Origin of the sequence: Luteolibacter arcticus (assembly GCF_025950235.1) — a bacterium.
In the GTDB taxonomy this organism is placed as follows: Bacteria; Verrucomicrobiota; Verrucomicrobiia; order Verrucomicrobiales; family Akkermansiaceae; genus Haloferula; species Haloferula arctica.
The window spans coordinates 26,789-48,633 of sequence record NZ_JAPDDT010000025.1 but is presented as its reverse complement, the minus strand read 5'-3'; the positions used below and the strand labels follow the sequence as shown (position 1 = coordinate 48,633).

Below are 21,845 nucleotides of genomic sequence, written 5' to 3'. Positions count from 1 at the left end.
CGCGGCAATCTCCAAGATTCAATAATCAATCCTCAATCCTCAATCCCACTCACGAGATCCGCTTCCACACCGAGTGCCCGCCCAGGTCATCCGCCCGCGGCGAGAGGCACCGCTTGAATTCCCAGATCGGCCGCGAGTAGTCGAACCGCGCCTCATCGAAAGGATCCCGGCACCGCTCGCCCAGCGCCAGCGGCTGATAACGCTGCACCCCCTCCCGCAGCGACCACTCCCGCACATACCGCGCATCCTCCCAATCCCCCGGTCGGCATTCCGGAAGGGTCGTGCAACGGGGCGGCGAAGGGTGGAGCGCGTTCATGTATTCATCTGAACACCATTCCCGCCCCGAGCGCAATCCCGAAAAATTCACCCCCTTCTCAGGGCCAACGGCCCGCCATCCCTCAGCCCGGACCATCGGCCCGGGTCCGCAGTTCACACACGCCTGCGCCCCAAAGGGGTGCGATCCGTGAGCGGCTCTTCAGTCCCACGTCCGCCAAATCGACCTGACAAAACTACCCCACCTGATACACCCACCCACCATGCCCATTCGCCGCCTCCTTCCCCTCGTGCTCATCCCCGCACTCGCCGCGTCCGCCCACGCGCTCGATCAGCCGAAGACCGAAGCATCGCCCGCGGAAAAGGCCAGCCTGCCCCATCACCTCTCCGGAAAAATCAACGGCGAACTCCTCTCGATCAACATCCTCCCCCAGGATGCAATGCGCGGCATGGCCAAGCTCAAGGGCACCCAGATGCTCAATATCGAGCCCGGTTGCCTCATGGTGGAAGCCTGGTGCGAACTCATCGGCGACAACCGGTTCAGCATCCGCATGCCCCACGACGATTTCTTCACGAAGCATGCCATCGATCAAATGGGCGCGAAGTCGAAGGACGTCATCCTCGAGTTCCAGCCCTCGACCTCACCCACCACCGCCGCCAAAATCACCACCATCACCACCATCACCGCCGCCCCCGCCCCCGCCCCCGCGCCGGAGGCGGAGACTGAAACGGAGAAAGCCAAACCCGGCAGCGAAAAGAAACCCGCACCCGCCGCCGCACCGCAGCCTCCCCCGAAGTAGCTCCTCCCCCGCCAGACCGTCCCCCAAAAATCGCCCCCTTGCGTCCCCCGGCTGCTTTTGCTACAAGCCATGATAACCCATGCGAGCTGTCGTCAGACTGCTGGAGATCGTTGCAGGCTTGTTCCTTGCCGCCACCGTCGTCTGCATGTTCCTCGCCGCCGGCGATGTCCAGCCCCCGTGGACGAAGCCCTTCTCCGACGCCGTCATCATCTGCCTCGCCGCCAGCGGCCTCGCCTACGGCGCCAGCCTCCTCTGCGCCGCCCGCCACAAACGCCGCAAGCCCCACGGCCAGAGCAAAATCTCGTAGCCGCTGACTGATCCGCGAGGAGGAGGTCCAGCTTTCCGGTAGGCGCACTTGTAAAAGTGCGGAGTGGTCCCTCGAAGCCCGCCGCCCCCGCGCCCCCGCATCGCCACCCATGCGTCCACCACGTCTCTTCGGTAGGCGCACTTGTGAAAGTGCGGAGTGGTCCCTCAAAGCCCGCAGTCCCCGCGCTCCCGCATTGCCACCACTCCACCTGCGATCGCGCGAACGTCCCTCAAGGCCCCTCACTCACCACCGCGCCCCCGCCCCATCACCGCGGCGCAGCCGCCCTCGGACTGCTGCGGTCATCCGCAGCTCTCGAGTGAAGGCAGAAGCCCACCCCATCTAACAGATCGCAGCGACCCCAGCGCCGCTTGAGCCAATCTTCTCCGCTCTCCTCTCTCTGTGACCTCCTGCCTTTCCTCTGTGCCTCTGCGGTAAACAGGCCCGAATCGACCGCGAAAGCATCCGCAGACCTAACAGCTAGCCGAATGATCCACCGCCAAGCTCGCAAGCAATGGCAACCCATCCACTTTCCAAACTTGGCGTCCTTCGCGTCTTGGCGGTTCAACACCTACCCATCCCCGACCTCCGCGCTCTCTCTGCGACCTCTGCGCCTCCGCGGTTCGATCCTCTGGCTGTTTCACCGATTACCCGGCGCTCTTCCCCGCTCCCCAATCTCCAATATTCAATTTTCAATTTTCAATAACCAATCCCTCACGCCCCCGCCGCGATCGCATACCACCCCATCAGCCACCACAACCCGCCGCCCAGACACGTCGTCACCACCGTCACCGGCCGCGGAAACACCGGATGCGACATCAGCAACACCACCGCCAACCACGGCGCCCACGAACGATCCACCCGCCCGAACCACGGGAAGTAAGACGGCTCACAAAACGGCCCCCGGAAAATCTCCACCACTACCCGCCCACTCAGCGCCGGCCCCGCCTGCGGGAACCCCAGCGAAAACGTCAGCGCCCCCACCGCCATCATCACCACGCACACCCCCACCCCGAACCACCGCCGCCGAGCCAGCGACCCCACCTCATTCTCATCCCCATCCACATCAACATCCCCATTCTTGTTCTTTCTCTCATCAAGCCCCTCACCCCTCCCGCCCTCGCGATCCTCCTTCATCGGTGAATTGCTACCCTGCCCGTTGTCCATCGCCATGATCCTGCGGAAAAGAATTCCAGTTCACCCTTTCTCCGCCATCCCCCGCCCAAGTTCAAGGACGCATCGCAAGCGGAGCGAAGCGAAGCCCTAAGGAGTGTCGACATTCTGTCGACACGGCGTGGACGGCACGTTCACGCTCCTTCACACAATTCATCCCCGGGATGCGCCTGTCTTCACACCGGCACCACCCTTACTTCCCGCCATCCAGCCGGTAGTAGGCCACATTCGACATCGGGATGCGCATCTCATCCTTCCCCTCATTGATGCGGAATACATCGCCCACCAGCACGATCGTGCACTCACCCCCGGCGGAGAAGAGTTTGATCCCCGCGTTCAGACCGTTGGGAGACGGGACTTCAGTGATCAACTTCACCTCCGTGATCGCCGCATGCTGGACCTGATTCTGGGCCGAACTCTCATCCCCCGTCAACAGCAGGCCCACCACCATCACGAGCGCGAAAACCGGAGCCAAGTAACTTTTCATATGTCATGAGACAAGCCCCCTTCGCCGCCCCGTGCAAGACCATTCCAGATGTTCGCTGATCGTACGGGCGACCACGCCGGATAGCCATCCGCTTGCGGTCCAGCACGTAGCCCCGGATGGCGAAGTCCCGGAGCACACGCGTCGCCCATTGCCGGAATTGCGTGGCCCGCACCGAGTTGACCCGGTAGCCTGTGGATATGATCGCGTCCAGATTGTAGTAATCCACCTGGCGCGCGACCTCGCGGGAACCCTCCCTCTGAACTATCCGGAATTTCCGGAGAGTTGCCTCCCGGTCGATTTCCCCGGTCTCATAGAGGTTTCCCAGATGCTCGCTGATCGTGCGGACGTCTACGTCTGCCATGCCCTTGATTGTTCAGACGAACTCTATCGAGCGGCATTTTCCGCGTCAATGCACTTGCGTCGGGAGCAGAGAGTTGTCACGCCCGGTCCGGTGGACATCTGGACCAACGCGGGGGCTTTCAGGCGACGGAAAGAGAAGACCTCACCCACCATTTCCCCCTTCCTCCCCGCCTCCACCATCCCCTAACATCCTCTCAAATCACTCACCCACTCCATGGCCGTCGACCTCATCGTAAGCCCCCTGAGCAAATACTGGAGCGGCGACTACATCACGCCCGTCATGGAGTATGCCTGGCAGATGGGCGTGGCCTACAATGTCGTCACGCCGCAGGGGATGACCAGCCGCACGGAAGGCACACCCTACGGCGGCGAGGACGCCAAGGCCGAACGCGAGGAGCTGGTGCCGTTTGTCGAGAAACTCATGACCGCCCTCTTGTCCCGGGGCGCTGCGGGTGCCGCCTGGGACGAGCGATCGAATCACTTCGGCTTTCACCGCGTCGATCCCGAGGCCTTTGGCGAACTCTTGAAAAGGGCCGGCCAGCAATTCACCCAAAAGCCCGGCCTGCTCGGGCGCCTCACCGGGCGGAAGGAAACCGCCTCCCATCTTGGCAAGTCGGTCATCTTCCTGCCCATCACCTTCGACGCCCCGCTCGATCTCGAAGGCAAGGTCTTCGGCTCGCTCCCCCGCGCGAAGAACGAACTCGAAACCGGCGATTGGCGCGGCATTCCGCCCGAAGCCCTGCACCCCATCATCGGAGCCTTCGACGAAGCCATCGAGCACAGCCTGCCCCTTGCGATCGACATGTGAAACGCGCACGAACGCGACGAACGCGGATCCAATCAAGCAGACTGGGATGGATAGGATAGATAGGATGGGACGGGAGTGAACTCGCTCCGTGCTTCCCGAGGATTTCAATCCCATCCATCCCAAGCCGCCTGCCGGATGGTTCCGCCCGCCGGTGACCTACCAGCCATTCCCAGTCTACGGAAGATGGAGGGTTACCGTCGCCCACTGGCTTCTCATCCTCCTCTTCCTCCTCCCTTGGTCCGCCTTCCTCGCGTGGCGCTGGCGGCGCCTCATGCGCCTCCCCGCTGGGACCGCGGAACCGTAGCGCCGCGGAGGTGGTCGGCCTGATTCAAATCCCCAACGGGGCCGACAAGCGCTGGTCCGCAGCAGCACCTGACCCGCCACACTTTCCTCTTCATGCCCGCATCGCCACCACGCTCACCACCTCCGCGCAGCGCACTTCGATTGGTGATTGGAGGATTGATGATTGATGATTTGTCTTTCCCCACGCCATGACCCCGCGCCCCATCTATCGATGGAAGAGCTTCTGGCTCGGCATCATCCTCCTCGCCTTCCTCGGCTGGGCATGGGGGCGGTCCATGTCCCGCATGGATATCGTGGGCTGGGTGTATCGCGGTGGGACCCAGGGCGTCTTTGCCCGCTCCCTAGGCGGACTTGTGGAGCTGCAAGTGAGCGGCCCTCACTACTCTATCAGCCCCGTGACTCCCATGTTCCAGGTTTACACCTATCCGCACAAGCCGCCTGCCGGGTGGTTCCCCGGAGCTGTGACCTGCCAGCCGTTCGGAGCCCACGGAGGATGGACGGTCACCGTCGCCCACTGGCTTCTCATCCTCCTCTACCTCGTGCCCTCATCCGCCTTCCTCGCCTGGCGCTGGCGGCGCATGAAATCCCCTGCCCTCCGCACCGCGACCTCGCCATAAGGAGCAGCGACCTTACTGTCGCTTTCGACAGATCGAATTCCCCACCCATCTCCGCGCAGCGGCACTTTGATTGATGATTGGAAGATTAATGATTGGTGATTTCTCTTTCCCCACGACATGACCCCGCGCCCGCTCCACCGCCGCGTCTCGTTTTGGCTCGGGCTCTTCATCGCCTGCTTCCTCGGCTGGGCGTGGTGGCACTCCTACCGCTACTGCCCCGGCGCGGGTGTGGCATTCGCAGGAGCGCAAATCAGCGCCGCCCGGCAAGACGGCGCCACCTTCGTCTTCACCCCTCCGGACCAGGGCATGGCCCGCCACTGGATCGATGTCGAACCCCGCGCCTCCTGCCCCGATCTCGAGGACGCCCTTTCCACCGCGGAAGGCCTCGACGTGCGATGGATGCGACTCCCCGACCCCCTCGTCTTCCTCACCTACCTCGCCCTCTGGACCGCCGCCCTCGCCTGGCGCCAGCGGCGGCTAAGACAATCCCCAAAACACCCGCTTTCCGGCCACCAAGCCTAACAATCCCCGATTATCAAATCCCCCAATTTCCAAGCCCCCATCCGATACCCCTTGAACCCCCAGCCATTCGGTGCATCCAATGGCGCGCGAATCAGGAAAAGCGACAGCAAAGCCAGCAGCGCCCTCCCATGCCCGTTCTGGAAAGAAACAACGTTTCGGTCACCGGCCAGTCCGGGGCCACCGCCATGCTTTTCGCGCACGGCTTCGGCTGCGATCAAAACATGTGGCGCTTCGTCGCCCCCGCCTTCGAGGACGACCACCGCATCGTCCTCTTCGACCACGTCGGGGCCGGCCACTCCGATCACTCCGCCTTCCGCCGCGAGAAATACGCGACCCTCGATGGCTATGCCGACGACATCGTCGAGATCGGCCGCGAGCTCGGCCTCCAGGATGCCATCTTCGTCGGCCACTCCGTCAGCGCCGTCATTGGCATCATCGCCGCGCTGAAGGCCCCCGGCATGTTCAGCCGCCTCATCCTCGTCGCCCCCTCGCCCTGCTACATCAATGACGAGGACGGCAGCTACATCGGCGGCTTCACCCGCGCCGAGATCGAGGAACTCCTCGACGCCCTCGACAAGAACCACATGGGCTGGTCCATGAACATGGCACCCGTCATCATGGGCAATCCCGAGCGCAAGGAACTGTCCGACGAGTTATCTAACAGCTTCTGCCGCACCAATCCCGAAATCGCCAAGCACTTCGCCCGCACCACCTTCCTCACCGACGCCCGCGAGCTCGTGGGCCGGACCGGCCTGCCCGCGCTCATCCTCCAGTGCTCCAGCGACGTCATCGCCCCGCTGTCCGTCGGCAGCTACCTTCACCAGCGCATGCCCGGCAGCACCCTCGTCGTCATGCAGGCCACCGGCCATTGCCCGAATCTCAGCGCACCGGAGGAAACCATCGCCGCCATCCGCGATTTCCTATGACGAAGAGGAAAGGTCATCATCACCAGCACCCGCTGCTCCGCGACTTCGCGGACTTCTTCGAGCACAGCCTCTGCGGCCACGCCATCCTCGATGCCGCCGGCTGCATCGTCCTCTGCAATGGCCCGCTCGCCCAGTGGCTCGGCCACCCCGCGGACACCATGCGCGGCCGCAGCTTCGCCGAGTTCCTCTCCATCGGTGGCAAGATTTTCCATGAGACCCACCTCGCACCGCTGCTGCGGATGCAGGGCCACTACTCGGAGGTCTCGCTCGAGTTCGTCTGCCACGATGGCAGCCGGCTCCCCGTGCTCGTGAATGCCATGGAGCGCCGCGATCCGGATAGCGGTGAATTGCTCTTCACCCGCCTCACCGTCTTCCTCGCCAGGGAGCGCCAGGCCTACGAGGCAAACCTCCGCCACGAGCGGAATGCCGCCGAGATCAGCCTGCTCACCGAGCGCGAGGCCGCCGCCCTGCGCGAGCAATTCATCGCCGTGCTCGGCCACGACCTGCGGAATCCCCTCGGCGCCATCACCATGGGCACCGCCCTGCTCGCCGGCTCCGAGCTCAGCCCCCGCGATGCCAAGCTCGTCGCCGCCATGGACTCCAGCGCGCAGCGCATGAATGAGCTCATCGGAAACCTCATGGACTTCGCCCGCTTCCGTCTCGGCGGCGGCATCGCCCTCAAGCGCACGCCCGTCGCTCTGGAAAAGATCTTCGGCGAGGTCATCGATGAGCTCCAGGTCATCTATCCCGACCGCCAGGTCGATCGCGACCTCGACCTCGGCGGCTCCGTCGATTGCGACCCCGCGCGGCTCTCCCAGATCCTCTCCAATCTCCTCGCCAATGCCCTCACCCACGGCGCCGCCCAGCAGCCCGTGCAAGTCACCTGCCGGCGGGAAAACGACTCGCTTGTTCTAACAGTCCGCAACCACGGCCACCAGATCCCGCCGGACGTCATCGACTCCATCTTCCAGCCCTTCACCCGCGAAGCCGAGCGGCCCAGCCAGAATGGCCTCGGCCTCGGCCTCTACATCGCCGCCGAAGTCGCCAAAGCCCACGGCGGCACCCTCACCGCCGCCTCCACCCCCCAGTCCACCGACTTCATCTTCCGCATGCCCCTGGCCTGAGAGCGCCCGCGGCACCACCAATGTGGCCCGCACGCTCCGCGTGCGGCTCCTAGAACCCTGGTAGCCCGCCCCTCATCTCCGTAGGCGCGGTGGTAACACCGCGGAAGCCACCAGCCGGGCCACGTTGCACCAGCCGGGCCCTCTCCAGTAGCTGGGGCATCTTGCCCCAGTCCGTTGGAGGGGCGTCTCGCCCGTCCTCTTCGTAGCGGGACGACTTCGTCGTTCCGGCTGGGAGCGCGCCGCTTCACCAAATAGGGTCCCCAACCTCCCAATGCAGCCCGCACGCCAAGCGCCCATCTCCTAGAACCCTAGTAGCCCGCACCCTTCAAAAGCCATCCATCAAGGCACTCCCACCCTTTGCCTTCTCTCCGTGACCCCCTGCCTTTCCCCTGTGCCTCTGCGGAGTCCTGGCCCGAAGCCACCCGAAAAGCCCCCAATCTAACAGCCCCTCCGCATTCCCATCCATCCCATCCCATCCCATCCCATCCCATCCCATCCCATCCCATCCCATCCCATCCCATCCCATCCCATCCCGCCCATTCACAAACCTGATCGACAACCCAAACAATCCCGATTGATATCCGCTCCGGATTCCGCCATGAGATGACTCATGGGCATGATCCAATCCCCCACCACGCGAATCAGCCCCATGCTCGCGGTGGGCGACATGCAGCAGACCCTCGACTTCTATGTCCAGGTCCTCGGCTTCGATGTCACCTTCTACTCCGCGGACTACACCATCCTCGACCGCGACGGCGCGACGCTCCACCTGATGAAGGCAGCGGACGAATCCGTCCTGACCGCCGTCCGCGGCCACACCGAGATCTACATCGAGGTGGACGACATCGCGCCCCTCTGGAACCACGTCGAATCCTTCAAGGACCACTACCGCATCCGCGACCTCCACGACCGCGACTACGGCATGCGTGAATTCCACATCGGCGACCCCAACGACTGCCTCGTCTTCGTCGGCCAGAAGATCGCCATGTGAGCAAGCCTCGGCAGCATGAAAAGCGAAGCCCAACTGTTTGATGGAGCACCCCGCTTCATCGGGGGCTGGGAACGCGGAATTTATTCCGCCTGGACGGTAGGTTCGCCGAGCCTTTCGGATCGGAATGGGCTAATGGGTTGACCAAGATGTTCGGAGACTGAACCCATTCCATCCCGCCATGAGCAAAGTGTTCAAGCTATCTGCCGTCGCGCTGCTTTTGTCCGCGTTGGTGGCAATTCTGCTAGTCCCCTCCAAGGAGGAGGTTCTCGATGATTTTTACCATGGGGTCCGCTCCGAAGAGCAATTGATGGATCCCCTGATCGTGCATTCTCGCAGGGTGGCCGATTCCATCGCTGCAAAGGTTGCAGATCCGGAAATGCCCCGCAGGCTCTACGCAATCACCTTCCTGGGTGTGGATAAAACCACCTCGGCGCTTGATGTGCTCCAATCGATTGCGGACGACGACCACGAACCTCCAATCATCCGGAGTGCGGCTTTGAAAAGTGCTTTCCAGATCTCGGGAGAGACTGGCTTTCAACTCGCGGAGAAATACAAGAACCGGGAGGATGTGTTGGGCGACGTCTCAAAATCGATCGTCGAAGGCACGCTTGTTACCAAGGAGCGAAGCTTCTGGGATGCGTGCTTGGGCCGCGCCGGCGATCATTAAAGACAGCTCTGCAGGAGAGCCTCGTGACCCGACGGCGGATGTCACCAGTCCTTCCGCCCCTCGACCACATTCCGCCAAAGGAACCACTGCCCTGATTGCGAGGGAACATACTTGCCGCCGGTGATCTCCGGCACCCGGCCTACCTTGAGCGGGTCCAGTGGATCCCGCCCTTCCCGGTTCAGATACAGAAACTGCCGCTCCCGGCTGCCCTTCGCGAATTCCAAGCGGTTGAGCAGATGAAGGAACAGCGTCAGGAAATCCGCGTTGCCCCTCACCACTTCCCCGATCTCGAACCTCCCGCTCTTCGTCTGCTTCACCACCACGATGATGTCTGAACTCGTGACATCCTGCTGGGACACCCGGTGAACCTTCGGCGCTGCTTGACCAAGCATCGTCGTGGCGAGCAGCCAGGTGAGGGCATGTCTCATCGCGAAACGCTATCGCCATCCCGCTGCTGCGCGCAATCATGAACTGAGCCCTAGTGCTCCGTCCGCATCACGATGAGAAGGTCGAGTCAACTCATCGGCGCGCCGTCTTCCGCCACGCAGCCGCCGTGACCGGCCCCGGCAACGGCGGCACGGAACCGAAACAGGATTCATCACTCCGATCGCGTTAAGGCGGCTTCACTCAATTCAACCAGCGCGCACCTCGTCTCCTTCCCTTTCCCGGGCCATCCCCGGTTTGATCACCACCTTGATGCAGCCGTCCTCTTTCTTCCGGAATTTCTCGTAAGCATCCGGCGCACCTTCGAGCGATACCCGGTGGGTGACCACAAAGGACGGATCGATCTCGCCCGCCTCCACCTTCTCTAACAAAGGCGCAAGGTAGCGCTGCACATGGGTCTGGCCGGACCGCACGGTCAGGCCCTTGTTGACCAGCGCTCCGAAGGGAATCTTGTCGAGCAAGCCGATATAGACGCCCGGGATCGATAGCGTGCCCGCCTTCCGGCAAGCCATGATCGCCTGCCGGAGCACGTGGGGCCGGTCCATGGAGAGATGCATCGCCTGCTTCGCACGATCCACCACGGCATCCAGCGATCCCGTCCCGTGGGCTTCCGCGCCGACGGCGTCGATGCACCGGTCCGGGCCACGTCCACCGGTCATTTCAATAAGGCGCTCGTGGACCTCCTCCTCCTCGAAGTTCATCACCTCCGCCCGTCCGTGGACCCTTGCCATCTCCAGACGCTCTGGCACCCGGTCGATCGCGATCACGCGGCCGGCACCGAACATCCACGCGGACTGGATGGCGAACTGGCCCACCGGACCGCAGCCCCAGATGGCCACGGTATCGCCGGGCTCGATGCCAGCATTCTCCGCCGCCATGTACCCGGTCGGGTAAATGTCCGAGAGGAAAAGCACCTTCTCATCCGGCAGGTCGGACTCGATCTTGATGGGTCCGACATCGGCATGCGGCACCCGGAGATACTCCGCCTGCCCGCCCGGGTAGCGGCCCATCATCCCGGAGTAGCCGAAGAGCCCGGCCGGCGCGTGGCCCATGGCCACCTTCGCCAGATCCGCCCCCGGATTCGTGGTATCGCAGGCCGAGTAGAGCTGCTTCTCGCAGAAGAAACAGGAACCGCACGCGATCACAAAGGGAACCACCACGCGATCGCCCTTCCTGAATTTCTTCACCTCGCTCCCCACTTCCACTACGATTCCCATCGGCTCGTGGCCGATGATATCTCCCTCCTCCATCGTCGGCATCAGGCCGTCATAGAGGTGAAGGTCGGAGCCGCAAATCCCGCTCGCGGTGATCTGGATGATGATGTCCTTCGGATCGAGGATCTCGGGATCGGGTACGGTGTCCACCCGCACATCTCCCACGCCGTGCCAACAAAGTGCTTTCATAAGATTTAGCAGTACTACGGATTTCAGGAACGAAGCGCGGTAAGATGCCCTTGAAGCCAGTTGGAAATGGAAGCGGCCACCTCTTCCCAGCCCGGTTCGCCGCAGATGAAATGCCCGCGCCCGGTGAACTCCTTGTATTCGTGGTGAGACCGCTCGTCCTCGTAGGCGTGCGCATTCCTCCGGACCAGTGAGGCGGGAATGATCTCATCCTTCTCCGCACCGATCAGTAGCAGCGGATGGTGAGGCAGCTTCATGTCAATCTCGCCCTCCTCCCCCAGGATGTCGCGCAGCACCTGCCGGCTCTCGTGGACCGCGTAAGCCTCCCATGCCGCATCGCTTTCCTCGCGGCTGAGCGTGTTCGCGAAGTTCTTGTGGAATAGCTCCGGCGTCATCTCGTAAGGTTCATCGCCAGCGAAGGGATTGGTGATGGAAGCGCTGTTGCGCATGAAGCCCCAGTCCAACGCCAACATCTTGTTCGGAGCCACCGAAGCGATGCCGATGGCCGCCCGCACCAATCCCTCCGCAAGCAGCTTCTGCGCGATCAGTCCCCCGAGCGAATGCCCGATGACGACCGGTGGTTCCACCGCTTCACGGACGATGTCGCGATAGTGGCCGTACACGCGCTCCAGCGGCAGCGATCCCAGCCCATACGGCATATTCGCCCTGAGCTCGGCAGGTTCACCGTCGTGGAGCGGCCAAGCGGGAGCTACCGCTTCGAAGCCTGCCGACTCGAAGTGAGACAACCATCGATTCCAGCTTTTGGGATTCTGGAACATCCCGTGAATGAAGATGATTTTCGGTTTCATGATTCGTCGGTTGAAGGTTCGTTGATGCTCCCCCAAATGCGCCTCAGCCGATGCTGCGAAGACTCGGCTCCCGCTCCCAGCGTCGGCCGCCCTTGGCAGTGGTGACGTAGCCCTTGATCGCCTTCGCGCCATCCAGCGCGATCGTGCCGTCATCGAGCTCGACACCCGCCGCCTCCAGCAGCGGCACCGCTTCGGGCGAGTAGCCGATCACCTTGAGGTGGCCGAAGGCATCGCGCACCCAGTTCACCGCGGCAGCTTCACGGACCAAGTCCCCCATCGCCGCTTCCGAGGCGAGGATCACCACCGTATCGAAGAATACCGACGGCCCGCCGGAAAGCGAATGATGAGGCTCCACCAGCGTGCCATCCGAAGTGGTGGCCCCGCCGATCTTCGGCGCGATCAATTCCACCGCCGCCTTCTCCTTCTTGAAAGCGGCTTGCAGCGCCGCCAGTTGCCCCGCGTCGGCCCCATCCGTGATCAGGATGCCAGCCTTGCGTCCCTTCAGCGTGTGGGGATCCTTCCCGATCAGGCTGAGCGAGGGTGAAGGAGCGAGGTCTCTCGGCGACACCGCCGGCTGCACCTTCGCGCTGTTCTTCACCGGCATGCCCAGGGCATCCGCCACGGTCTGTTGCAGGTCGGCATCGATGTGGCCCAGGTGCCCGAGCATCAGCTCGCGGATCTTCACCACCTCCACCTTCGCGAGCTCGAAGGCGAGCGCGCTGGCGATGTGATTCTGCTCCGGCGGAGTCATCGAGCGGAAGAACAGCCGCGCCTGCGAATAGTGATCCGCGAAGGTCTCCGAGCGCTTCCGGATCTTCTCGCCCGTCTCCGTTTCCGGATGCGTCCGGAAGCCATGCACGGGACACTCGCGTGGCGCGCCCGGTGGAGAAATCTGGCTCGGCTCATAGGCGACCCTGCCCTTGTGCACCTGCATCTGCCGCAGCCCATCGCGCTGGTTGTTGGCAAAGGGGCAGCGCGGCGCATTGACCGGGATCTGATGGAAGTTCGGCCCGCCGAGACGGCTGAGCTGCGTGTCCAGATACGAGAAGAGCCGCCCCTGCAGCAGCGGGTCATCCGAGAAGCCGATCCCCGGCACGATGTGACTCGGGCAATAGGCGACCTGCTCGGTCTCCGCGAAGTGATTGTCGGGATTCCGGTTCAGCACCATCTTGCCAAGCATCCGGATCGGGATGATCTCCTCCGGGATCAGCTTGGTAGGATCCAGCAGATCGAAGTCGAGCTCCGCGGCCTGGCTTTCCTCGATGACCTGCACACCCAGCTCCCACTCCGGGAAGTCCCCGCGCTCGATCGCCTCCCACAGATCCCGGCGATGAAAGTCCGGGTCAGCTCCACTGATCTTGATCGCCTCATCCCACACCACCGCGGCGCTGCCAATGGTCGGCCGCCAGTGGAACTTCACGAAGCGGCTCATGCCCTCCGCAGTGATGAAGCGGAAGGTATGCACGCCGAAGCCCTCGATCATCCGCAGCGAACGCGGGATCGCCCGGTCGGACATCGCCCACATGATCATGTGCATGCTCTCCGGCGTCAGCGAGATGAAGTCCCAGAAGGTCGCGTGCGCGGAGGCAGCCTGCGGGAAGCCGCGGTCCGGCTCCATCTTCACCGCATGGATCACATCCGGGAATTTCATCGCATCCTGGATGAAGAAGACCGGGATGTTATTGCCCACCAGATCGAAGTTTCCCTGCTCGGTGTAGAACTTCACCGCGAATCCGCGCACGTCCCGCGGCAGGTCCACCGACCCGGCACCACCCGCCACCGTCGAGAAGCGGGCGAACACCTCCGTCTTCTTCTTCGGATCCTGAAGGAACCCTGCCTCCGTGATATCCGCTGCGGATTCATACGGCTGGAAAAAACCATGCGCCCCCGAGCCGCGCGCATGAACGATCCGCTCGGGGATGCGCTCATGGTCGAAGTGCGTGATCTTCTCGCGGAGAATGAAATCCTCGAGCAATACCGCGCCACGCACACCGGACTTCAGCGAGTTCTGGTTGTCCGAGATGGGAAGACCGTGATTCGTGGTCAGGTGCTGCTCGCCCTCGACCGCGGTTTGATGCGTCTCGGCGGGGAGCTTGGGAGAGGGAGCGGCGGCAGGAGGCGAAGGAGGAGATTTCTTTGAGGCCATGGCGATGTGTGCGCGCAGGGGTTGACCCGCGCGGAGACGCCCCTCTCGCAAGCCGCATGCCGATGGCACTTTCCCGAAAAATCCTCGTAGCCGGTGGTCCGCCCCCTTCCCTCACATGTCAATTTGCGCAGGCTCAATGCAGGATGCGCTGGCTCAATCTCACTCGGGCACGATCATCCAGCGACTCGCGGAATCGCACTGGGCGCGCGGAATTCATTCCGCCTGGCAGACCCCGCGAACCTGCCTTCCAGGCGCTCCCCGAGTCGTCGGAGACCCGGACTGCGCGCAGCCCTGCTGCCGCCCAATGCCAGCAGCCCTGCCGCGGGGAAGCACCGGGTGAATGATCTCCTCAAAGGAACTACGCGCTTCGGACACGCGGGCATGCCGAAATGCGCTAGCAGCTTCGCACTACGGGAGCGCCGAAAGCCCGGCGAACCTACCTATCAGGCGGAATAAATTCCGCGCTCCCAGTGTTCCACGACGCTCCGATCACGGGCTTAATGCCGTGCCATTGGGTTCCGTCCTGCACTGAGACAAAATCCCGCTGACCAAGGTGCCCGGGGAGACCCTCCCGGACCATCGCCCGGCCTTTCTTTTTCACGGCCCCGAAGCCGGCGCGTCGCTTCTATCAGCCTCCTCAAAACCGCTCCGGATCCACGGCCAGGCGGATGATATCATCCCTCACCGCCATGCCCTTCACCGGGTAAGGAGCCATCTCAAAAATGTAGCCGAAGGCATCTTGCCCCAGTCCGTTGACGGGACTCCCGCCCCGTTTCCCTCGGCCGCAGCACACCTGACGCAGAGCCAAGGCAACGACTCCGCTGGAAAAGCGCATGCGACGTGCGAAAGTCCATGCATGAATGCGACCCACCAAGCTCCATCCCATGGTTCTCGGACAAGATCCGCATGGATCCTTACCATCGCCATGATGGTCGCCGCCCTGATCCTGGCCATCGCCGCCATCTTGAGAAACATCCGGACCGACGACCTGCCGGTCAGCCGGCCCGTGATGCCTGCTCCGGGCGAACTCATCGTGCCGTCCACACCTTCGCCGCCGTGACCGGCGTGACTACTGCAACCGTAGGAGTTGGAATTACGCATGAATTTTTCCACCCCAAGGTCGCTTTACAAGTGCCCACCGTGACGGAGGTTGCGGTCACCATGATGGTCCAAGTAAACACCGATCGCCACATCCACGGCAGCCTCGAACTCCAGGAAGATGTCGCCTCCATTGTCGAAGCCACCCTCACGAATCACGCGAGCCGCACCACCCGCGTCGAGGTCCATCTCAGCGACCAGAATAGCGAGAAGGGTGGAGACGCCGACGTCCGCTGCGCGATCGAAGCGCGGCTGGAAGGCTTTCAGCCGCTCGGCGTCCATCATGATGCCGCCGCTCTATCAGATGCCGTCCAAGGCGCGGCAGACCGGCTGGAACGCATGCTCGAACACCACCTCGGAAGATTGGAAAGCCGCTGACCCCGGCCGACGGGTCATCCCATTACCGGCGCACCCCGTATTCACAGCGTCTGAAAAATGTAGCTGGGGCATCTTTCCCGAGTCCGTTGAATGGGCGTCCCGCCCGTTCCCTTGATTTCCCCATACGGAATCTCAAGGAAACGCGGGTGCAAAGATGTTTTCCAGGCAGCCTCTCAGCGACTCTCCTGCTCCGTCGCGGCATCCTTCTTCATCCCGTTCATCGCATCCCGCTGCGCATCGACCAGCGCGGATTTCCACGCCGGTGAGACGAAGCTATCGTACCACTTCAGTGCCGTTTCGTACTCCCCGTAGCGGATGCTGTTCCGCAGAAACGCCGCCGCTTTTCGACCGTCCGCTGGAAGGACAACGAAGCGGACATCGCGGTGAACTTCACTAGCGCGGGAAAGTAACGCCTACCACGCCGTCGCCGTCAGCCGCAAGCAGAGCTGCGGCTTGCCGGAGGATCCAACACGACCCGTTCACATCCGCCCCGCCAACCCGGCACTTGCGTGCCGGGCTGGCGCTAGTCGCCCCTCGGGACGGCATCTCACTTCCTTACATCGATCTCCATCCGCAAGGCCTTCTTGACGATGATGAGGAAGTAGGAGTGGTCGAGATCCTCGGGTTCCGGTCCGAAGAGATCCTTGTGGGTAATGTCGTCCCTGTTCTTTCGGATCTTCTCGCGATCGCTCTCGGGTGTCTTCTTGGGCTTGATCCCGCCATCTTCCATCTCCCGTTCCTTTTCGAGCAGATAGGGCAAGCCGTAGGGTTCCGGCTTGGTGCCTTTACCAACGGATCCTCCAACCGGAGCTCCTCCAACCACGGCTCCTTCGTCCTTGGGTTTTTCATCCTCCGGATTTTCATCCTTCCGTCCCGGAAACTCCTTCTCAAGGAACTTGAGCACCTCGCGGACGCCCGTCCTCACCTCGTCCCGGGTGAGCCGCAGGTGGTCGAGATAGCTTTCCGCGGAGTTCTCAAGCTCCGGCTGTCGCACGTCTCCCAGCGTCAAGGCGAAGAGGTAGATATACGTCACCTTGAGCCGGTAGTAGCGGTCTTCCACCGGCCCGTCTCCGGCGACGGCGATGCCCGCGCGCCAGATCTTGTCGAGGTGCTGTGCCAGATCCCTGCGGTTCCGGCATGGCAGCATCCGGTACCATTCCAGCGGAGCCGGGTAGTCAGCCGCGTGCTTGATCGCGAGACCTGCTTCCCCGAAGACCCGCAGCTCCATGGAGTAGAGGCGACCCCACCAACGCGACGAGTGCGTCCTGCCGGAGAAGCCCCGCCGGCTCTCCTCCAGGCAGCGCCACGCATCCCCGATCTTCGCTTGCAAGACACGGTTCAGCTTCTCCGCCGTTTCCCGGATTTTCTCAGGGGCGTTCGTGAAGTCCTGTTGGGAGAGGGACAGTCCCCTCCGGTGCAGGATGTTGCCCATCGCCTTCGGATTGATCGGGAATGAGTCCTTCACTCCCGCGACCTTCCCATCACGCGTCTTCCTGGCCCCCTCGACCCAGGCCGCCAGTTTCTCTCCGGCCTCCCTCTCTCCATTCTCGGAGAGAAGATCGACCACCGATTGGATCACTTCATCCGAGGGAGGTTTGCGATCCAGCGAGGAGAGTTCGTGATGCTCCACGTGCTCCCGGAAGACCTTCCCAAGCAGCATCTGCTCTTCCTCGGTGGCGATCTTCTTCTGTTTCTCGATCGCGCTTTTCTTCTGTTCCTCGGTCATCCCGGCGAACTTCTTTTCCTCGTCCTCCACAGTCTCCCCTTCCGGCCGTGTGAGCAGCCACCGGAGCACCGCTCCGTACTCGCGGGCCTCCAAGCAGAGGACTTCGGCCCGCCTCAGCTCCGCGATGCCGAGCAGCACGATGCCATCTTCCGATTTCATGGAGCGGCAGAGGACACGGGCTTCCCCCAGCCGGCGGTATGCTTCGCGGAATCTCCCCAGGTGCCCGAGCGCCAGACCATAGATGGCCTGGGCCTTCGCCTGCTCCTTGGCGGCAGACTCCGCATAGGCAGGCGGCAGCAACCGGCACAGGTTGATCGCCATATAACAAAAGACCGTCGAGGTAAGGAAGCACCCTTGGTAGTCTTCGATCGAGACCTCTCCGTCCGCCTGTACACTGGGGGGAGTTACCCGGGCTCGGTAGAGTTTCTTCGCCCGCCGGATGTAGAGGAATGCCCACTCCACCAGCGACTGGATGAAGAGGTTGATCTCATGCGGATTGGCGACACATGCATCCTCTTTCAGCAGGAACGCGAAGTTCACCCCTTCCATCACCTTGCGGATTTTCCGTGAAAGCGGGGTCTCCGTCGCGTCGGAGGCCTTCGTGGAGGCACGCTCCTTCTGGATCAAATCGACGATCTCGAAAATTCTGGAATCGAGGCAAAACATCTTCGCGGGACCTCCTGCGAAGCTTTCTTTGATCGCTGCCGAATTCAGGATGCCGACGCCCCTGAGGAGCCCCGAAATCTTCCCCGCAGCCCACGCGGAAACAGCCGAGTTCCCGTCGAACTCATACGTGAATCGGCCCGTCGCTGGGATGCTCTTCTGGAACGGAATATCCGTCACCCGGTAGTCCGAGGCGATGCGCTTCTCGATATACCGGAGCTCCCTTGCCACATCGTCCAGGAGCGTCCAGGCATAGTAATCCACCCCCCGCGGATTCACGTTCATCTGTTCGAGGGTCAGACCCACCCTTTCGACGGCGAAGTCATTCTTCGATCCGCCTGACGGGTCCGGCTTACCCTCCTCCGGCAGGCCTTGATAGAGCGACGCAAGACGGGACCAAGCGACCTTGCCAAGATCCAGCAGCCCGAAGTTGGCGGGATGATTCACCTTCGCGACAATCTCGGCGTCGAAGATGAACGCCATGACCTCCGCGATTTGCTTCAAAACCTTGTCCGCCTCGCCCGGAGAAAACATCGACCTGCGGAGCGGGATCGAAGCCCAGTACCTAAGGCTGGACTCTCCATTCTTGAGCAGATTCAGCAGCGCGATGATGGCACCGAAGAAGATCATCTTCCGGCGGCTCGCAAAAAGCGCCTCCCTTACCTCCACCGTGTGCCCGTCTCCCACATCGGCCTTCCCCGTATACAGCGAGCCAAAGTCGGGAAGCGTCCGGATCGACTCGAAGAAGTGGTGCAGGCCCTCGATCATCGGCAGGGGATGGCGTGTCACCCGGTGGGCCTTGGCATACCACTCGCCGATATAGAAATGGCAGCCGGGCGTGAAGTTCCGCATCCGGATGAATCTACCGGCTTTCGCGATGCCAGGATCGAAGTGGAGGGTATGGATCACATTCCGGATCCCGAGGCGGACGTCCCGGTAGGCCCACGCGAATCCGCCCGGCTTCGTGTAAAACACCCCGTATTCCTTCAGATCCCCGATCCACTTCTGGATGGTGGCCTGACGCGTCTCATCATTGTCGTCACGATCCGTATTGAACTGGTTCGGGCAGCGATAGACCGCGTCGTTGATGAAGGCGGAGAAGTGACGGGACTGGCGGAAGAGGGTGGCGGAGTAGAGCGCTCGCACGCCTTCCAGCCACCGGTCCCGGTCCATCTTCTTGTAGCCGAGGCCGCCGGTCCCATCCACTCCCGTGTGGAGTTCTAGAATGTGCGCGCTCACCTCACGGATCACGCGCTCCATATTGAGCTGCTTGGGCTGCCGGTACCGGCATTGGTGAATGAACACGTTCTCGCCCGGCACAGGATCGTCCATGACGAGCGGCGTCACATCCGGCGAGATGCTATCCCAGGCAGGCCGTGGCAGATTTTCCCTAATCTCGTTGTCTTGAACCCACTTGCTCGGCGTGACCCGCAGCTCATCAAGCGTGGCCAACCGCTCCTTGTCCCTGGCGTCCCTTTCCCTCGTGTAGGGCGCATACAGGATGTTGAACCCGGCCTTGGAAAGACCGCGGATGAGTTCCTGGAGCTCCTCATACTCCTCGGCTTCCCAGGTCTTGTGAATCCCGTCCCACCCTGAGCAACCGCCCGCCCCATTGCGCCCGTAGAGACCTACCGTCCACATCCCCGCGGTGATGCCCAGCTCCTTGCAGGATTCGCTGAAGTAGGTCTTCCAGGCCTCGATGATGTCGGCGGACTTCTTCTCCCTCTGCACCTTCGTCGCGCCCGGGTTGGCCTCCCGATCGATGATCGCCCGCGGCAGCGGCTTGAGGTGGCCCAGCGGCAGGGAACCCGTCCGCACGGACACCCCGGTGCGGATCTCCGCACCCACCGAAGCGGCATCCGAGAAATCCTCCAGCTCCAGCCAGATGCGATGCTTCCCCTTCGTCCGCAGCAGCTCGAAGGTCTGGTGAATCACCGTCAGCACCCCGGACTTCCCCTTCAGGATGACGATCGCCCCCCGGTGATCCTCGTGCTTCGTGGAGAGCAGTCCCTCGATCGTCTCCGCATCACCCTCCGCCACCCGCAGGTCCTCATCCTTCGGCAAGGGCGACCTCGCGGGAATCACGCGGTCCGGGAAGTGATAGGTGACTCCCGGGCTCGGCAGCGTGAGATTGAGCTTCTGATAGATATCGTAGAGCAGCAGGTCGGGCCGCTCCGTCTGCGTCGCGATGATCCGGTCGCTCGTGTAGTCGCTCTCGTTGAAGCTGCCACTCAGGCGCTCGATGTCGCGCTTGCTGTGGCAGACCCAATAGATCTTCGCCCGCTCGTCCGAATCCAGGACGTACTTGATCATGTCGTTGCACCGGCGGTCGGAGCCCGAGTAGCCGACGACGAGGAGCTGGCTGGGGATATAACGGTGCGACCCCGAGGCATCGTCCGAATCCGGATAGTCCCCGCGGACGTAGTGGAAGAATCGGCGCTTGTCCTCCCCGGAGGGGGGGTCATCCAGCGAGTAGTCCGCGCGCGTTTCGTGACAGTCGCCGTGGAGCTTCACGAGGCAGTCGTTAGCATGCACCAGGTCCGGATGCGGCAGCCCGCCGTGGATCCCCACCGGGATGTTCGACACCGGGCGTCCGAAGGACTCGAAGGCGTTCTCGATCAGCCGGTCGAAATTGGTCGTGAGGATGATGCGGATGCGCGCGCTCATGGCGAGCTGCGCGATCATCTGGTGGGTCAGGTTCGGCTTCCGGTTCTTGGTGATGTGAACGTTGAAACGGTCGATCACGGAAAGATCCACATCGCCGATGCTCAGGCGACTCCCGCTCACCGTCTTCACGTAGCGGAGCATCGCAATGAAATGGAGGGTCGCGCGCCAGTCCGAGAGCGCCCGGATGGCCATCTCGCAGATGGCGGCATGGGAGGTCTCGGATTTCGAGTGGGTGAAGATGATGCGCTCGTTCGCTTTCTTCTTGCCCATCATCCTCTCTTGGAAGGAACGCACCGAAGCATCCTCCGTCTTCAACACCGGCGAGCGCAGGAATGGAGGAACCGTCGGGGCACTGAAAAGTTTGGCGAACAGCTCCGGCGAGGAAACCGTGCCGTCCAGCCGGCAATCGGTGACCCGCTTCTCTGGGTCGTAGAGCGCGCGCATGCCGTACTCCTTGATCACCGTGTCGAACCGGTCGGCGACCCAGACCCGCGCTTCCGCGATCTCGCTCTCGCTCGGAGTTTCCGGCCAGCCCTTTTTCGCGATGTCCCACCGCGCCTCCCCCTTCCCGCCCTTTCCTCCGACGCAGATATAGACCGCATGCCCCAGATAGTCGGTGAATTCCTGGCCCATCATGATCCCGGAAGCAGCGGAACAGCCGCTGCCCAAGAATGGCGTGATGCCGAAACCCTCGGCCAGGAGCTCACTGATCTTTTCCGCAAACTCGTTGTTGCTGCACTCGAATTTCATAGGGGGGGAGGAACGGGGGTATTGATAGCCTGACGGGCTCCAAGCCTCTTCCATTCGAGAGAGAGGAGCCCGCATGAGCGTGAAGAAGCCTAGGGGGACCAGGGTCGACTTCTCGTGAAGAATGCAACGCCACCCGCATTCTGTTAGTCAAGCGATGGCTGCTCCATCCCTTATCTTTATCAACCCTCTAACCTCTTCTCCTTAAAATATCCAAACCGCCACCTTATCAATATAACCTGACTACAAGTTAGCCCGAAAGCCGAACCCATGCATCCCCGCCCCCTTCCATCGCCCGAAGAGCTTCTGGCTCGGTCTGCCGCCGCCGCCCTGATCGCCCGCGGGAATCCCGTCACGAAAATGAGCAATGGTGAAATACCGCTTGAGAAAGTCCCGTCGCCATTGGACAAGC

General features: G+C 62.4%; 19 protein-coding genes and 1 pseudogene. 11 read left to right on the top strand and 9 right to left on the bottom strand.

Annotation, left to right across the window (positions count from 1 at the left end; all coding sequences use genetic code 11):
- Nucleotides 1-49 precede the first annotated feature (49 nt).
- Nucleotides 50-316, bottom strand: a complete 267-nt coding sequence (locus OKA05_RS27910; protein ID WP_264490512.1) for a hypothetical protein — start codon at nt 314-316, stop codon at nt 50-52.
- 220 nt (nt 317-536) lie between these two features.
- Between OKA05_RS27910 and OKA05_RS27905 the strand changes: the two genes are divergently transcribed.
- Both OKA05_RS27905 and OKA05_RS27900 read left to right on the top strand, forming a co-directional pair.
- Nucleotides 537-1,073 carry a hypothetical protein gene (locus tag OKA05_RS27905; protein WP_264490511.1) on the top strand — a complete coding sequence of 179 codons (537 nt, stop codon included), beginning with the start codon at nt 537-539 and terminating at the stop codon, nt 1,071-1,073.
- Nucleotides 1,074-1,152: 79 nt separating this feature from the next.
- The gene (locus OKA05_RS27900; RefSeq protein ID WP_264490510.1) at nt 1,153-1,380 is read left to right on the top strand and encodes a hypothetical protein; all 228 of its coding nucleotides are present in this window, start codon (nt 1,153-1,155) and stop codon (nt 1,378-1,380) included.
- A gap of 711 nt (nt 1,381-2,091) precedes the next feature.
- Here the strand turns inward: OKA05_RS27900 and OKA05_RS27895 are convergent.
- The 3 genes and pseudogenes from OKA05_RS27895 to rhuM all read right to left on the bottom strand — a co-directional run.
- On the bottom strand, nt 2,092-2,550 hold the full coding sequence (locus OKA05_RS27895) for a hypothetical protein (protein WP_264490509.1): 459 nt from the start codon (nt 2,548-2,550) through the stop codon (nt 2,092-2,094).
- Nucleotides 2,551-2,743: 193 nt separating this feature from the next.
- Complete coding sequence (locus OKA05_RS27890) at nt 2,744-3,037, bottom strand: hypothetical protein (protein ID WP_264490508.1); 294 nt, start codon at nt 3,035-3,037, stop codon at nt 2,744-2,746.
- A gap of 85 nt (nt 3,038-3,122) precedes the next feature.
- Nucleotides 3,123-3,392, bottom strand: a pseudogene (gene rhuM / locus OKA05_RS29400) (RhuM family protein); the annotation flags it as partial.
- A gap of 219 nt (nt 3,393-3,611) precedes the next feature.
- Here rhuM and OKA05_RS27885 point away from each other — a divergent pair.
- From OKA05_RS27885 to OKA05_RS27855, 7 genes are all read left to right on the top strand, one after another.
- The gene (locus tag OKA05_RS27885; protein ID WP_264490507.1) at nt 3,612-4,205 is read left to right on the top strand and encodes a hypothetical protein; all 594 of its coding nucleotides are present in this window, start codon (nt 3,612-3,614) and stop codon (nt 4,203-4,205) included.
- A gap of 491 nt (nt 4,206-4,696) precedes the next feature.
- Nucleotides 4,697-5,125 (top strand): hypothetical protein, encoded by a 429-nt coding sequence (locus tag OKA05_RS27880; RefSeq protein WP_264490506.1) that lies wholly within the window; start codon nt 4,697-4,699, stop codon nt 5,123-5,125.
- Nucleotides 5,126-5,242: 117 nt separating this feature from the next.
- A complete protein-coding gene (locus tag OKA05_RS27875) occupies nt 5,243-5,647 on the top strand; it encodes a hypothetical protein (protein WP_264490505.1) in 405 nt (134 codons plus the stop codon).
- A gap of 128 nt (nt 5,648-5,775) precedes the next feature.
- Complete coding sequence (locus OKA05_RS27870; RefSeq protein ID WP_264490504.1) at nt 5,776-6,573, top strand: alpha/beta fold hydrolase; 798 nt, start codon at nt 5,776-5,778, stop codon at nt 6,571-6,573.
- Nucleotides 6,570-7,697: a sensor histidine kinase gene (locus OKA05_RS27865; protein WP_264490503.1), complete on the top strand. Its 1,128-nt coding sequence runs from the start codon at nt 6,570-6,572 to the stop codon at nt 7,695-7,697. The genes OKA05_RS27870 and OKA05_RS27865 overlap by 4 nt, the downstream gene beginning before the upstream one ends.
- A 616-nt stretch (nt 7,698-8,313) precedes the next feature.
- The gene (locus OKA05_RS27860; protein WP_264490502.1) at nt 8,314-8,688 is read left to right on the top strand and encodes a VOC family protein; all 375 of its coding nucleotides are present in this window, start codon (nt 8,314-8,316) and stop codon (nt 8,686-8,688) included.
- 178 nt (nt 8,689-8,866) lie between these two features.
- Nucleotides 8,867-9,355, top strand: coding sequence for a hypothetical protein (locus tag OKA05_RS27855; protein ID WP_264490501.1), 489 nt, complete (start codon nt 8,867-8,869; stop codon nt 9,353-9,355).
- Between the two features lie 41 nt (nt 9,356-9,396).
- Here the strand turns inward: OKA05_RS27855 and OKA05_RS27850 are convergent, their stop codons facing one another.
- The 4 genes from OKA05_RS27850 to OKA05_RS27835 all read right to left on the bottom strand — a co-directional run bounded on the left by OKA05_RS27850 (nt 9,397) and on the right by OKA05_RS27835 (nt 14,154).
- Nucleotides 9,397-9,783 (bottom strand): hypothetical protein, encoded by a 387-nt coding sequence (locus OKA05_RS27850; protein WP_264490500.1) that lies wholly within the window; start codon nt 9,781-9,783, stop codon nt 9,397-9,399.
- A 204-nt stretch (nt 9,784-9,987) separates the two neighbouring features.
- A complete protein-coding gene (locus OKA05_RS27845; protein WP_264490499.1) occupies nt 9,988-11,202 on the bottom strand; it encodes a zinc-dependent alcohol dehydrogenase in 1,215 nt (404 codons plus the stop codon).
- A 23-nt stretch (nt 11,203-11,225) separates the two neighbouring features.
- On the bottom strand, nt 11,226-12,008 hold the full coding sequence (locus tag OKA05_RS27840; RefSeq protein WP_264490498.1) for an alpha/beta hydrolase: 783 nt from the start codon (nt 12,006-12,008) through the stop codon (nt 11,226-11,228).
- 43 nt (nt 12,009-12,051) lie between these two features.
- Nucleotides 12,052-14,154 carry a catalase gene (locus OKA05_RS27835; protein ID WP_264490497.1) on the bottom strand — a complete coding sequence of 701 codons (2,103 nt, stop codon included), beginning with the start codon at nt 14,152-14,154 and terminating at the stop codon, nt 12,052-12,054.
- 925 nt (nt 14,155-15,079) lie between these two features.
- On the opposite strand from OKA05_RS27835, the gene OKA05_RS27830 reads away from it, so the two are divergent.
- Nucleotides 15,080-15,214: a hypothetical protein gene (locus OKA05_RS27830; RefSeq protein ID WP_264490496.1), complete on the top strand. Its 135-nt coding sequence runs from the start codon at nt 15,080-15,082 to the stop codon at nt 15,212-15,214.
- 80 nt (nt 15,215-15,294) lie between these two features.
- Nucleotides 15,295-15,630: an HPF/RaiA family ribosome-associated protein gene (locus OKA05_RS27825; protein ID WP_264490495.1), complete on the top strand. Its 336-nt coding sequence runs from the start codon at nt 15,295-15,297 to the stop codon at nt 15,628-15,630.
- 547 nt (nt 15,631-16,177) lie between these two features.
- Here the strand turns inward: OKA05_RS27825 and OKA05_RS27820 are convergent.
- Entirely contained in the window at nt 16,178-21,436 is a 5,259-nt protein-coding gene (locus OKA05_RS27820; RefSeq protein WP_264490494.1) for an SIR2 family protein, read from the bottom strand.
- Nucleotides 21,437-21,845 lie beyond the last annotated feature (409 nt).